7 protein-coding genes are annotated in these 15,556 nt (G+C 33.9%); 1 reads left to right on the top strand and 6 read right to left on the bottom strand.

Annotated features, from left to right (window positions below; translation table 11 throughout):
- The first annotated feature begins 194 nt into the window (after nt 1–194).
- On the top strand, nt 195–1,469 hold the full coding sequence (locus tag Q0829_RS23050; RefSeq protein WP_298547360.1) for a sterol desaturase family protein: 1,275 nt from the start codon (nt 195–197) through the stop codon (nt 1,467–1,469).
- A 56-nt stretch (nt 1,470–1,525) separates the two neighbouring features.
- Here the strand turns inward: Q0829_RS23050 and Q0829_RS23045 are convergent, their stop codons facing one another.
- The 6 genes from Q0829_RS23045 to Q0829_RS23020 form a co-directional block, all read right to left on the bottom strand.
- Nucleotides 1,526–3,001 (bottom strand): G-D-S-L family lipolytic protein, encoded by a 1,476-nt coding sequence (locus Q0829_RS23045; RefSeq protein WP_298547357.1) that lies wholly within the window; start codon nt 2,999–3,001, stop codon nt 1,526–1,528.
- Nucleotides 3,002–3,025: 24 nt separating this feature from the next.
- Complete coding sequence (locus tag Q0829_RS23040) at nt 3,026–5,791, bottom strand: TonB-dependent receptor (protein ID WP_298547355.1); 2,766 nt, start codon at nt 5,789–5,791, stop codon at nt 3,026–3,028.
- Between the two features lie 277 nt (nt 5,792–6,068).
- Nucleotides 6,069–8,792 (bottom strand): TonB-dependent receptor, encoded by a 2,724-nt coding sequence (locus tag Q0829_RS23035; protein WP_298547353.1) that lies wholly within the window; start codon nt 8,790–8,792, stop codon nt 6,069–6,071.
- A 275-nt stretch (nt 8,793–9,067) separates the two neighbouring features.
- Nucleotides 9,068–11,743: a TonB-dependent receptor gene (locus tag Q0829_RS23030; RefSeq protein ID WP_298547351.1), complete on the bottom strand. Its 2,676-nt coding sequence runs from the start codon at nt 11,741–11,743 to the stop codon at nt 9,068–9,070.
- Nucleotides 11,744–11,945: 202 nt separating this feature from the next.
- Entirely contained in the window at nt 11,946–13,793 is a 1,848-nt protein-coding gene (gene glmS / locus Q0829_RS23025) for a glutamine--fructose-6-phosphate transaminase (isomerizing) (RefSeq protein WP_298547349.1), read from the bottom strand.
- Nucleotides 13,794–13,811: 18 nt separating this feature from the next.
- Complete coding sequence (locus Q0829_RS23020; RefSeq protein WP_298547347.1) at nt 13,812–15,548, bottom strand: DUF4270 domain-containing protein; 1,737 nt, start codon at nt 15,546–15,548, stop codon at nt 13,812–13,814.
- Between the last annotated feature and the right edge of the window lie 8 nt (nt 15,549–15,556).

The following is a 15,556-nucleotide window of genomic DNA, read 5'->3' as shown; positions in this document are numbered from 1 at the left end:
CTTTTTTCAGGCTGCAAATATAGGCTTTTAAAATGAAAAAAATACTGTCTTTTATTTTGTTTTTTTTATGCAAAAATCTGAAGCTTATTTCCTGTACAAAAAGTATTGATTTCAGGAAGCTTTATTTGATTTTGAAATCTTTAAATCGTACTTTTCCTACAAGTTCATTTTTGTTTTTATAAAAAAGAGTACCTATGGAAACATATGCTATTGCATTAAGCTATGCTATTCCAGGATTTATTGTGCTTATTCTCTTAGAATATTTGATAAGCAGATGGAAGAGAACCCCTGTAAATGAAGGGATGGACACAATTTCCAGCATTAGTTCAGGAATTACCAACACATTAAAGAGCCTAATGGGGTTAACTGTCATCATTATAAGTTATGAATGGATGGTTGATCGTATTGCTTTAATAGAAATTAAATCCTCATTCTTAATTTATTTTATAACCTTTATTGGGTTAGACTTTGTCGGATATTGGTCTCATCGATTTAATCATACAGTAAATGTGTTTTGGAACAGACATATTATACATCACAGTAGTGAAGAATTTAATTTGGCTTGTGCATTGCGACAAAATATTTCTGCCATAGTCTCTATATATTTCTTTCTTTATATTCCCATTGCCTTAATGGGTATTCCCGCAGAAGTTGTTGCGTTTGTGGCTCCTATTCACTTTTTTGCACAGTTCTGGTATCATACCAGATTAATAGATAAAATGGGCGTTTTAGAACACATAATAGTAACTCCTTCTCATCATAGAGTTCATCACGCAATAAACGATGAGTATCTGGATAAAAACTATTCCGAGATATTTATTTTTTGGGATAAGTTATTTGGAACATTTCAAAAAGAATTACCAGATCGACCGCCAGTTTACGGAGTAAAAAAACCTGTGAATACCTGGAATCCTTTCTTTATTAATTTCATGCATATATGGGGAATCCTAAAAGACTCTATAAAGACAAAAAGGTTCTGGGATAAAATTAGGGTATGGTTTATGCCGACTGGATGGAGACCAGACGATGTAACAAAGAAATATCCTATTGCAATTACAACAAATCCTTATAACCGAGAAAAATACGAAACAGAAAGTTCGTTATTATTAAAAATATGGTCCTGGACACAGTTGATTGTAACCGTTGCCTTAATGTATTATTTATTAATAAGTGTTGGTAAGCTCCCTTTTATTCAAATTGTAAATTACTCGATCTTTTTAATGATTTCTATATTTGCGTATACTTCTTTAATGGATCGACATATCATTTCCGTTTATACAGAGATTATCAAACTTGGTTTAGGAATTTATTTCATTATCCAAGGAGGAAGTTGGTTTGGAATAGATGATCTTATATCAGGAGGAACGTATATTATATTTACATATATCATTCTTTCATTTATAGTATCGGTTTATTTTCAGCTTATTGAAAGAAAATATGTAACTGGAACTTATAAACGAATGGTATAAAAAAACTGGCAATAAAATATTTTATTACCAGTTTTACATTTTGTATATATTATTAATTATGGCAACATAGGTGAATAAAACGTTGGATAATCCGCCGCTTTTACCATCGGTAAATTAGAACCATAGGTAGTATTAATTGCTTCCATTGTTTTGTTTGCAATAAAGGCATATCCTCTTGCCGTTGGATGCACTCCATCTAACGAAAATAATCCTCCAAACACCAGATCACCCTGCAATAAGAATTCATCAAATGTAGTACCACCATCTGAAGCTTCAACTAATAACGCATTAGCATCCACAAAAGCTAATCCCGCTTGTTGTGCAGCAGTAGCAATAGTTGCATTAAATGCTGTTGTTGCTGTAGCGATTTCTTCTTGTTCTTCTGGTGTCAACACCCACTTATCAGCTAAAGGAATAGCAACTCCATTAACCGATAACGGATTACCTGGATCTGCTAACGTTCCTATAAAAGCACTTGATGCTAAAACTAATAAATCATCAGCCGTAGCTTGTCTCATACTAACTAAAGCTGGGTTAATTGCTGTCAAATCGGTTAAATCCTCATCTAAAATAACAACTGCATTCCCTTCTCCTGCCTGAAAACTAATTGTTCTTCTAGCAATTTCGAGATCCGCTTCTTCTTGGGTTAGAGCACCTTGACTTACTAAAAATGCAAAAGCCTGCACTATACCACCGTTATACGCTGCATACGCACCATTAACAGCTCCTGCAGTAGCAGCATCTAATGGCACTGGATTATAAGGTACGGTAGTAAAATTAGCAATTGATGTAACATCTGGAATATTAGCTATCACACCTTTTGCTCCACCTGATGTAAGAGTAGCTACCAGTGCATTATACGCTCCATCAAATGTAGCAGTATCTGTAATAGGATCTGTACCATCTCCTCCAGATAATGCATACCCTAAAACATCATTATTACCAATCCATAAAGAGAAAAATGTAGGATTTTGATCCATCGCATCTTCAATTACAGATGCAGTTGGGCTAGAGGCTATACGTACATAATAAGGATTTGCAAGTGGTGGGTCTAAAGCTAAACCGGCTATGTTCCCATATCCATTAGCTAGTAAATGAAAACTCTTTGCTCCCGGAATCCCCATATTATTAAAAGAACCAGATAGCCCTGCTGAAATTTCTGTTGTTGGAGTCGCTGGTAATACTGCTGGACCTGCTCCATTAAAAAAGAATCTTGGACTTAATATCGGATTTCCTCCTAATAAGGCTCCGCCAACATTATCACTCATAAGAGGCTGGGAAAAAGAACCTCCACCGGCGAGGGCAAACTGTTGCGCTAAAATATTAGGCATTGAATTTTCTTGCCCTGCAATAAATAATGCTCCATCTGTAAAACCAGCAGTTAGCGAATTTCCTAAAGCCACATAGGTTGAAAAATCTGCTGTTCCAGAGGTGATCACTACCTCTTCTATTGTTGTAGAATCATCATCTGACTCACAAGCTATACATCCAAAAACCAATAAGATTAATAGCCATTTATATTGAATATTCATATTTCTTAAAATATTTTGAATTAATTATAAGTTGTTTATAGATATACCTATATAGTATTGAGATCCAATAAATCCAGTACCAAAAGCAGTAAAATACTCGTCTCCCAATATATTGGTCGCACCTGCCTTAAGTATAGCCTTTAATTTTGGGATCGTGTAATTAATTTGTGCATTAACAACATTAAAAGAAGGCACATCTCCATCTCCAAAAGAAGCTTCCCAGAAATAGGCATCACTCCAAGTCCAACTAGTATTAAATCCAAAGTTTTTCACCAAATTGGTATGCCCAAAAGAGGCTTTCACCTTATGTTCCGGGGTATTAAAAGTTGTTCTAAAATCAGGGTCTTCACTTTTGTCAAAATCTAGTTTTGTAAATGTATAATTTACTCCTACATCAAAATTTCCTAATATCTTAGTATCCACACCAACAGTTCCTCCATATGATTTAATATCTGCATCAGAATTAGTATACGCCTGATATATTTCGGTATCTCCATTTTGTAAAGCAGCAAGAGATAGGGTTCCATCACCAACTTCTCCATAGAGGGGAACTAATACATTTTCTGTCGAAATAAAATCTGTGTAAAAATTATAATAACCACTCAAATCAATTACGAATTTTTTGACCTTTCCTCGGTATCCGACCTCGAAAGCAATAACCTTTTCAGGCTCTACCAGATCCACGTTAGAAACCGTTGGAGTGCCATTTAATACAGAGTTTAATGAAAATGAATTTTCATAAGCTTGTCTACCAACTACACTAGCGGTATTGCTACCAGTTAATATTTGACCATCACCGCTTAGATCAAAAGTTCTAACATCTCGATCTAAGTTCTCTGAGGCTGATCCTACAAGAATAGCTCTACCCACATTTAATCCAATAAACAAATCCTGAGTTGTTGGGTTTCTAAAACCAGTCTGTGCAGAAAAACGAATATTATGATTTCTGTCAGCACCAGCCGTATAACCTAAAGATAATCTTGGAGAAAAGTTTCCGTCAAATAATTCTGACTTATCATATCTAATAGAGCCTGTGATTTTTAACCTATCGTCTACTAATTTCTTTTGCACTTGTGTGTATACTCCAAATTCTGAGTAACGAATAGGTCCATCAAAATCTGTAAAAATAGTTCCTGAAGAATTCAATTTATATTCTCTAAAAGACCCTCCAACCTGAATATCAGCAAAACTTTCTGTTAGATGACTAAAGTTATAATTAACATCAACGTGTTTTAGTTGACTAGCATCCTGAAATTTAGATCCCGTAGCAAGATCAGGATCGGAGGTTACTGTTCTAAATGCGTTTTCAAATTCTGGAGTACCAGGAAGTAACCTTCCAGTATCAGCAGTTTGTCTTGCAATCAAGTGGGCTTGTTCTGGTAACTGACCTGCAAGAGTTGCCTGTGCGAAAGTACCGGCATATTCACCAAACCAGGTTTGATCGTCTTTCCATGATCTGTTTATGTTAATTCCTGTAAACCTAGAATCATAAGAATCTCCTGCATCTTCATCAGTAATATAACCTCTAATAAAAAAGTTATTGTTTTTAATTTCTAATTTATGTTGTTGTAAGAAGAAATTACGAATAGAATATCTATTTGCTCCTTGATAAATTGTAGTTCCTCGTCCAATTTTTCCTAAGTATATAATTTCTAAGTCATCTGCAAAAGGACGATAGTGCAATGCTGCATCAAACTTTATACTTTCTGCATTGTAATTATTTAAATCACTCTCTAAATAACCTGTTCTACTTACTTCTTCATTAGGTAATAAATTCTCCGCTCCAGCTGGTAATACCCCAAGATTTACCAAAGCCACACCAACTCCTCTAATATTTGTACTTACTTCATCTCCATAAACATTAAGTCCATCATAATTAGGATCTAATCTCGTTCCTGTAATAATATCATCTGACACACTAACTTCACTTGTAGCAAACCAATCTGTACCTCTTAGGTATGAGAAATTTACTTTTGCTGCGAACTTATCTGAGAACGCGTGGGCCATCCTAATCCCATAATCATAGTATTCATTATCACCAGCAGCATCCTGGGAAGTAATACCACCTTTAAAATAAGCACTTATTCCTTGATGATCAAATGGGTTTTTACTCGTCATAAACAAGATTCCATTAAAAGCATTTGCTCCATACAACGCAGAAGATGCTCCTGGAAGCAACTCTATACTATTCACATCTAATTCTGTCATCCCTAATAAATTACCCAGAACAAAATTTAATGCAGGCGCAGCATTATCCATTCCATCAACTAACTGTACAAATCTAGTATTAGCAAAATCTGCAAATCCTCTAGTATTTACAGATTTAAAGGTTAGACTATTCGCATTAATATCAACTCCCTTTAAATTTTCTAAACCATCATAAAAATCTGCTGCTGGTGTATTTTTTATTTTCTTTATTCCGAAGCGCTCTACACTTACCGGGGATTCAAATACACGTTCTGGTGTTCTTGAAGCAGAAATAATAACCTCATCTAATTCTGTTCCTTCTTTTAAGGTAATCCTTAAATCACTTGAGCTGGCAGTAATATTTACAGTGGCAGACTCAAAACCAATACTACTTACTATAATAGTAAATGGAGGCGTTTCCTCCAGTGTTAAAGTAAATAGTCCATCAAAATCGGTTACTGTTCCTACCGATGCCCCCTGTAATGCAATATTAGCTCCTGGAATTGGTTGATTGTTATTATCAACGACCGTTCCACTAATTGTTGTTTGTGCAGTAGAAATAATACCTATAAAAAGCATTATTACTAACGTAATTGTCCTCATATCCTAGATTAGTTTTTATGTTATGACAACAATATACGTTTTTTTACTAATTCTTTAAAAAAAAGTTAAAAAGCTGTGTTTTTATCAAACACAACTCTTTTCTGTTGAAAATTTAATCAATTATTAGAGCAACCACCTGTTTTTATCTAAAATCAAAAACACTAATAAAGTGATCTATTTGCCTTAAAAATATTAGCTTTTTAGATAAAAAAACCTGTTTGAAAAAACTCCAAACAGGTTCAGATATCACAATCTTTAAATTTTATAATCTACTGATTTACAAATTGTTTATCGATAATCCTATATAGTATTGTGATCCTATAAAACCAGTACCGAGAGCATTAAAATATTCATCTCCTCCAATATTAGTAGCTCCAACTTTAAGTATTGATTTTAATTTTGGTATTCTATAATTTAACTGTGCGTCTATTACAGTAAAAGAAGGAACTTCTGCAGAACCAAAAGCATCATTCCAAATAAAGCTATCACTCCATCTTGCGCTCGTATTGAAACCAAAATTCTGAAAAACATTTCTATTCCCAAAGGTTAACTTTACTTTATGTTCAGGTGTATTAAATTCTGATTGAAAAGTACTTTCATCATCTAAATCTAGATCTTCCTTAGCATACGTATAACTCACTCCAAAATCAAAATTACGAAATACCTTACCATCCGCGCCTACAATAACTCCATAAGAATTCACATCTTCTGTAGAATTAGTTGAAATATTATATATCTTAAAATCTCCATTGGCAATAGCCTGAAAGGATTCTACAGAACCCACAATTCCATAAAACGGAACCAAAACATTATCGCTAGTAATAAAATCTTTATACATGTTATAATAACCACTTACTTCTAGTGATATCTTGTTATAATCTCCTCTATATCCTAATTCTATACTCGTAACCTTTTCTGGTTTTACCAATTCTATAGCTGATTGAATTAATTGTGATGGATCCGATGTTTGAGAAAAAGCAATTGCAGAAGCCAATGTATATGAATTTTCAAACGCATCTCTTCCTGTTATGGTTACAGAATCTTGCCCTACTAACAACGCTCCATTAGCGCTTAGCTCAAAATCTCTTTGCTCTCGATCCAAATTATCCTCTGCAGAACCAATAGTAATTGCTCGAACTACGTCTAATCCCATGTACAGATTTTGGGTAGTTGGATTCCTAAAACCGGTTTGAAAGGAAGCTCTAATATTATGATTTCTATCTTCACCTAAAGTATAACCCAACGCAAATCTTGGAGAAAAATTACCTTCAAACAACTCAGCTTTATCGAATCTCACTGAGCCCGTTATTTTTAACCGTTCATCTAAGATTTTCTTTTGTAATTGTGCATATGCACCCAGTTCAGAATAGCGAATAGGTCCATCAATATCAGTAAATATTGTACCAAAGGATCTTAGTTTATACTCTCGAAAAGAACCTCCTATTTGTATATCTGCAAAATTCTTAGTCAAGTAACTAAGATTGTAATTAGCATCTACATGTCGTAGCTGAGTTTCATCCTGAAATCTTGCTCCAGTTGAAAAATCCGGATCAGATATTACTGAGTCAAATACTTCTTGATACTCAGGTGTTCCTGGTATTAACCTTCCTGTATCTGCTTGATCTCTTGCAGCCAAATGTGCTTGATCAGAAGTCAAACCTCCACTTATAGCAGCAAAATATGTTCCCGCATATTCACCAAACCAAGTGCGATTATCCTTCCATCTATTATTAATATTAAATGCTGCAATTCTAGTGTCATAAGTGTCTCCTGCATCCCCATCTGTTATATAACCTCTAACAAAAAAGTTGTTGTTTTTAACTTCTAGTTTATGTTGTTGCAAGAAAAAGTCAGGAGAATAAAATCTATTTGCATTCTGAAAAATTGTGGTTCCTCTTCCTATTCTACCATTATAAACTATTTCAAAATCATCAGCAAATGGTCTATAATGTAGCGCTCCACTAAATTTTAAACTTTCTGCATCATAATCTACTAAATCTCTTTCTTCATATCCTGTTCTACTAACAAAACCGACACCAGGAATATTTAGATTTATTTCATCACCATAAACATTAACACCGTCATAATTAGGATCTGTAATCCGATTAAGTGAAGCATTATTTATATTTGTTTCGTTAATAGCAAACCAATCCGTTCCTTTGAAAAAAGAGAAATTTACCTTTGCTGCAAATTTATCTGAAAATGCTTTTGCCATCCTAAAACCAACATCATAGAAGGAATTATTCCCTGCGGCTTCCTGAGATGTAACACCTCCTCGGGCATAAGCACTTATCCCTTGATTATCAAATGGATTTTTACTATTAATAAATAATATACCATTAAAAGCATTGGCTCCATATAATGCGGATGAGGCTCCTGGCAACAGTTCAATATTACTAACATCTAATTCTGAAACTCCTACTAAATTCCCTAAAGAAAAGTTTAACGCCGGAGAGCTATTGTCCATTCCATCTACTAGCTGAACAAATCTAGTATTAGAAAACGATCCATATCCTCTAGTATTTACAGATTTATATGTTAAACTATTCGTATTAACATCTACTCCTTTTAGATTCTCTAATCCACTATAAAAATCAATTGAAGGAGTGTTTTTTATTTGTCTGGATCCATAATATTCAACTCTTACAGGTGATTCGAATATCCTTTCTGGTGATCTTGAAGCAGAAACAATTACAACATCTAGCTCGGTTCCTTCTTTTAATACTACTAGAATCTCTTCGGCACTAGAAGCAACATCTAATGAGACTGTTTCATATCCGATACTACTTACAATCAATGTTACAGGTAGTTTATCTTTTATTGTTAAAACAAACTCACCATCAAAGTTCGCAACGGCTCCAACTCTTTCTCCTCTTAACTTAACATTGGCTAACGGAATTGGCTCACCTATCTCATCGGTCACCCTTCCTGTTAACGTTGTTTGCGCAAAAGTAAAGGCGCACCAAAGAGACATACTAAATAATAGTAATTTTTTTTTCATAGATTTTTAGGTTTAAGTTCAAGTGTTTGGGACACTAAAATGTCTTATAAAAAATACTTTTATCTTAAGCTTTTAACAAAGACATCGTCTAAAGTATAAAAAACTCGATGAAAAACAACATTTACAATAAAAATATTACGGTTTACACGTAAAAATCTTACAATTTTAACAAATACTCAATTCGTGATAATAAAAAAATCCCTGTTTAGTTTCCTAAACAGGGATTATATTACAGATACAAGTCAGTTAACTAACTCATCACCTATTTTTTTATATTAGAAATTATTAATGGTCAATCCAAAGTAGTATAATGAACCAATTGGAGCTGTTCCAACAGCTGTAAAATACTCACTACCTCCAATATTGGTTCCACCAAGCTTAAGAGTTGTTTTTAACGATGGAATTCTATAATTAACCTGTGCATCAAAAACAGTAAATGATGGTACATCACCTACCGCAAAAGCAGATTCCCAAACATATTCTCCACTCCATTTAACGGCTGTATTGAAACCAAAATTTCTGAATAAATTATCGTGTCCAAAACTTGCTTTAGCCTTATGCTCTGGTGTGTTGAAATTAGTTCTGAAACCAGGATCTTCGTTTTGATCAAAATCCTGCTTAGCATATGTATAACTCGCATTAAGATCAAAATCTCCAAATACCTTAGCGTTAATTCCTAATACAGCTCCATACGAATTGATATCTGCTTCAGAATTTGTAGTTGCCTGAAAACCTGCAAAACTACCAGTACCAATTGCGGCTTGACCTTCAGGAGTTCCTGCGGTCCCGCTTAACGGACTTACTACATCAATTGTGGAAATAAAATCTTGATACATATTATAGTAACCACTTAAATCAAGTAATAACTTTCCAAAATCTGCTCTATATCCTATTTCTATAGCTGTTACTTTCTCTGGTTGTACGATATTTGGATTTGCCACTACTAATTCATCTGTACCTCCTGATCTTATAAAATTCTCAACAGATTCTGCTGTATAAGAATTTTCATAAGCTGCACGACCTGTAATGGTAGTTCCATTTACAATTCTTGAATAACGATCTAAATTATCTGGAGCAGATCCTATGATAGCTCCTTCACCAATATCAAGACCCAAATATAAATCCTGAGTTGTTGGATTTCTAAAACCTGTTTGGATAGACGCTCGAAGGTTACGATTTCTATTCTTTCCTAAAGTATACCCTACAGAAAACCTTGGTGAGAAATTACCATCAAACAATTGAGACTTATCATATCTAACAGATCCGGTTAATTTTAATCGATCATCTAATAACTTCTTCTGAATTTGAGAATAAATACCTAATTCAGAATAATTAATTGCTCCATCAAAATCTGTATAGAAGGTACCTTCAGAATTCAATGAATATTCTCTAAACGACCCTCCTACCTGAATATCCGCAAAACTATTAGTAATATGACCTAAATTATAATTAGCATCGACGTGACGTAATTCTGTTTTAGAAATAAATCTTGATCCTGTTTGAAAATCAGGAGTATTTATTACTTCATTAAATGCATTCTCAAAACCTGTAGTGCCAGGCTCTAACCTACCTGTATCTGCAACATTCCTAGCGGCTTCATGTCTTTCCTGATCAGTACCTAATGCAGTTGCAAATGTAGTTGCATACTCTTGGAACCAATCTTCATCACTTTTCCATCTTCTGTTGATATTAATTCCTGTAAAGCGCATATCATAGGTATCTCCTGCGTCTTCTGCAGAAATATAACCTCTTACAAAAAAGTTATCATTTTTCACCTCTAACTTATGCTGCTGAAAAAAGAAATCTTTTAAAGAAAATCGGTTAGAATCCTGAAATATTGTTTGTCCCTTTCCTAATTTACCTGCATAAATAATTTCGAAATCGTTCTTAAAAGGCTTAAAATGCAATGCTCCATCAAATTTGATACTTTCTGCATTATAATCTGTTAAATCAGATTCGTTATATCCTGTTCTGGTTACAACACCAGCACCTGGTAGAAGTGCTCTAACTTCATCACCATAAACATTCAGACCATTATATGCAGGATCTAATTCACGACTCTCTCCAGGGTTTTCAATATTATCTATGCTTGTAGCAAACCAATCCGTACCATTCATATAAGAAAAGTTCGCCTTAGCAGCAAAAAAGTCTGCAAACTTATGAGCAACTCTTATTCCAACATCATAATATTCATTATTGCCGGCAGCTTCCTGAGATGTAATTCCCGCTTTTCCGTAAGCACTAATCCCTTGTTTCTCAAAAGGACTCTTACTAGTCATAAACAATATTCCATTAAATGCATTCGCACCATATAATGCAGATGATGCTCCTGGAAGTAATTCGACATTCTCCACATCCAGTTCATTCATTCCAATAAGATTTCCTAATGCAAAGTTTAAGGAAGGAGAAGTGTTATCCATTCCATCTATCAACTGAACAAAACGAGTATTTGTAAATGATGCAAAACCTCTTGTATTAATTGACTTAAATGTTAAACTATTTGTATTAACATCAACTCCTTTTAAGTTTTCCAAACCATCGTAAAAATCTACAGAAGGCGTGTTTTTAATCTCTTTAACACCAAATCGTTCGATACTTACCGGAGATTCAAATAAACGTTCTGGCGCTCTGGATGCCGATATTACAATTAAATCCAGAACATTACCTTCGGTAAGAACTATAGTCACTTCTTCTGAAGTTGAAGTTACTTCTACAGAATTAGACTCATATCCAATACTACTAGCTGTAATTGTGAAAGGTGGTTTTTTGGTCACCGTTAACGAAAAAAGACCGTCAAAATCAGTAACCGTTCCAATGCCTTCTCCTTTTAAAGAGATGTTCGCTCCTGGAATTGGTTGATCAAAATCATCAACAACCCTACCATTTATGGTAGTTTGTGCATTACTAATAACACATAACAATAGTGTTACTATAAAAGTAATTTTTTTCATAAATAGGTTTTTTTTAAAGTTTTAAGTCTATGGGGTTAGCTTAACTTTTGTTAAAAATGAGTTTACTTCATTTTTGCCGCGAAACTAGTAAAAAAATGCTAATAAAAGTAATTTTCATTAGTTTTTTATCGATTAAATGCAAAAATGTGCGATATATCGCACATTTTTGCATTTAAATAAATATTTTAGTGTATTTCAAATATTACTCTACGGTAACTGATTTGGCAAGATTTCTTGGTTGATCTACATTCTTATCCAACATTACAGCAATATGATACGATAACAACTGAAGAGGTATCGTAGTTAAAAGCGGAGTAAGAAACTCAATAGTTTCAGGAATTTCGATTACATGATCTGCAAGCTTTTTTACCGTTTCATCTCCTTCTGTTACAATTCCTATGATTTTTCCTTTTCTGGATTTAATTTCTTGGATATTACTTACGACCTTTTCATAATGTCCTTTTTTGGTAGCAATTACAACAACAGGCATATGTTCATCTATAAGAGCTATAGGACCATGTTTCATCTCTGCAGCTGGATACCCTTCTGCATGTATATATGAAATTTCTTTTAATTTTAACGCACCTTCTAAGGCTACCGGGAAATTATAACCCCTTCCTAAGTATAAGAAGTTTTTAGCTTCTTTATACTTATCAGCAATTAATTTAATATGCTCATTAGACTCTAATGCAAGTTTTACCTTTTCTGGGATGCGCTCTAATTCCTGTAAATAATAATGAAAATCACTATTAGAAATCGTTCCTTTTCTTTCTGCTAACTTTAAAGCAATCAGCGAGAGTACTGTAATCTGAGTTGTAAAAGCTTTGGTAGATGCTACTCCAATTTCAGGACCAGCATGTGTGTAGGCTCCTGCGTGTGTTTCTCTGGAAATAGAAGATCCTACTACATTACATACTCCAAAAACAAACGCTCCTCTCTCTTTTGCCAATTTAATTGCAGCCATTGTATCTGCTGTCTCTCCACTTTGCGATATAGCTATAACCACATCATCCTGATGGATCACCGGATTTCTATATCTAAATTCTGAAGCATACTCTACCTCTACAGGAATTCTTACTAACTCTTCAAAAATATATTCAGCTACAAGACCAGCATGCCATGAAGTACCACAAGCAATAATAAGAATACGTTTAGCATTCAATAATTTTGCAAGGTTATCATCAATCCCTGCCATTTTTATGATCCCTTCAGCTACTCTCATTCTACCTCTATAGGTATCACTAATCGCGCTTGGTTGTTCATAAATTTCTTTAAGCATAAAGTGATCGTAGCCTCCTTTTTCTATTTGCTCCAGATTTATCTGTAATTCCTGAAGATATGGATCAACAAGGCTATCATCTTGGATCTTTCTTACTTTTATCCCTTTTTTTCTACGTACAATTGCCATTTCACCATCCTCGAGGTATATAGCATTATTCGTATATTCTATAAATGGCGAAGCATCTGAAGCGATAAAAAACTCATCTTCACCTACACCAATAGCCAGAGGACTTCCTAATCGAGCCACAACTATTTCATCAGGTTTTTGCCTATCAAAAACCGCAATCGCATAAGCACCAACTGTTTGATTTAATGCAATCTGAACAGCTTTTCCTAATTTGACATTTTCTTTTGTCTTTACATCTTCAATCAAATTAACCAATACTTCTGTATCTGTCTCAGAAGTAAAAGTATACCCTCTATTTATTAATTCTTTTCTAAGCGATTCATAATTTTCTATAATTCCGTTATGAATAATCACCAGATCTCCAGAATTAGAATAATGAGGATGAGAATTTACATCATTTGGAATTCCGTGAGTAGCCCATCTAGTGTGCCCTATTCCAACATTTCCATCTGTAGAAATTTCTTTTACTAATCTTTCTTCAAGATCAGCAACTTTACCTTTGGTTTTAGATAACTTAATATCCTGACCATCGTAAAGGGCAATTCCTGCAGAATCATAACCTCTATACTCTAACCTTTTTAATCCTTTTAATACTATTGGATAGGCCTCCCTATGACCTATATACCCTACAATTCCACACATGATTTACTTTTTTGTTGGTTAATTTTTTGATCTTGTATAAAAAATATCAAGCTTTAAACGTTTTTCTTCAGGAACATTGGCTCCATTTCCGTAAAGAATTGTCCCTTCATGGGATATTACAGATGAAAAGGGGATAACTTCATCTTCTGTGTTGTTAGGGGTAAATCCTTCAGCGTTCTCTACAACATTAACGTTTTGAGATACTGATAATCCTAGTTTTACATTATCTATATCTTCATTCAGAATATTGATCAAATGACGTGTTAATCTTATTTTATAAAATTCTCCATTTTCATCACTATCTCGACTAATCCTTCCTAAATGGTTAGTAACAGAGAGTATTGGACTCGTTTGATTAGATGTTGGATCTGCTAAAAAGTCAACAAGAACTGCTCCATTTTCCGAGTTAAATATATATATCCTCTCCGGTTCGGTATCTCCAGAAACCATTTCATCCTGATTGATATAAATTTTCATACTTGCTTCATTAACTAACCAATTCTGTCGTTTTAAGAAATCTAATTCGTTTTCTAATTCTCCATCTTCATTCGTGACCATGCCATTAAAAAAATCTAGGACTGCATAAGATCCCTCTCCTCCTTTTAAAAATAAGTTTGCTTCACCATTAACTTCATCTTGATTGTCTAAAGCATTTTCGAAACTAGTGCCATCATTTAATGTAGCGTTCGCAAAATTAAAATCAATACTATTTACAATATTATTTGAAAAATTAAGTATAAAACTACCTTCACCTCGTAAAAACTCTGTTATATTTCCATCTCCATCCTCATCTTCTTCATCTACATTATCTGTTTCAAAAGAATAGTGTAATGTGAGATTCGCATCTGATATATCAAAAAACACAAGACTCCCATCATCTGTAATTGATTCTGCCTTAAAATAAAGACCTCTAAAATAGTTCCGGAAGTTGTTTGGGTTACTTAACTCAATACTTCCTTCTTTATCTAAAAACAAGGACGTGAAATAATTAATAAGTTCTTGATTTCCAACCCTAGTATTATCCGGATTCAATACTGTAGCTGCAGCCGCTGCATCTTCAGAAGCCAATACTAATCTTAAAGCTGGAATAAATGTCGAGAATTCAGTACCATCAGCATCGGTATCGTCAGTAGCATCATCCTCTGTCTCTGTCAACAAACGTATTTCATTGGCTGAAGGTCTAAAATTCTGTTCTGTAAATAATAATCTATTCTCTAGGCTAGGTCCAAAGTTTTCGGTAATATCATCAGAATAATATACTTGTATTTCTTCTGCTCCTTCATCAACATCAAAATCTCTTAGGAAATAGTTCGAATGATAAATTGATAATTTTATGTTGTTAGAGCCATATACTGAATCTAATTCAAATGTATTTGTAACTACTCCATCTTCAGTATTAGTTTCTGTTATCGTACTAAAATATGGCAAATTCAACACTACACTATCCAAAATCGCATCCCTCCCAAAAGAAGGATTAAATTGACTTGGTAACACCTCAGAAACCATACTATAAACAGATGGACCATACACTGGATCATTATAAACACCTAATAAGTTATTAGGCAATCCGCTGGTTTGTACTTTTTCGAACCTTTTACTGTAGGCTATTGGAACAGCACTATATTCATCATCTTCAAAATTTACATCTCCAATTACTTCACTTCCAACTGAATTAAAATCATCATCACAAGATACAGCGGTAAAAACAACAGCTACTATAGCTGTTATTTTGATCAAAACATTTTTCAAATTCATAATAGTTC

Origin of the sequence: uncultured Aquimarina sp., from assembly GCF_947492405.1 — a bacterium.
GTDB lineage: Bacteria > Bacteroidota > Bacteroidia > Flavobacteriales > Flavobacteriaceae > Aquimarina.
This window is presented reverse-complemented; position numbering and strand designations above follow the sequence as displayed.

Bases quoted from the DNA above. Each gene is read 5' to 3' on its own strand.
- Q0829_RS23050 (WP_298547360.1), top strand. From the start codon at position 195: ATGGAAACATATGCTATTGCATTAAGCTATGCTATTCCAGGATTTATT.
- Q0829_RS23045 (WP_298547357.1), bottom strand. From the start codon at position 3,001: ATGAATATTCAATATAAATGGCTATTAATCTTATTGGTTTTTGGATGT.
- Q0829_RS23040 (WP_298547355.1), bottom strand. From the start codon at position 5,791: ATGAGGACAATTACGTTAGTAATAATGCTTTTTATAGGTATTATTTCT.
- Q0829_RS23035 (WP_298547353.1), bottom strand. From the start codon at position 8,792: ATGAAAAAAAAATTACTATTATTTAGTATGTCTCTTTGGTGCGCCTTT.
- Q0829_RS23030 (WP_298547351.1), bottom strand. From the start codon at position 11,743: ATGAAAAAAATTACTTTTATAGTAACACTATTGTTATGTGTTATTAGT.
- glmS (WP_298547349.1), bottom strand. From the start codon at position 13,793: ATGTGTGGAATTGTAGGGTATATAGGTCATAGGGAGGCCTATCCAATA.
- Q0829_RS23020 (WP_298547347.1), bottom strand. From the start codon at position 15,548: ATGAATTTGAAAAATGTTTTGATCAAAATAACAGCTATAGTAGCTGTT.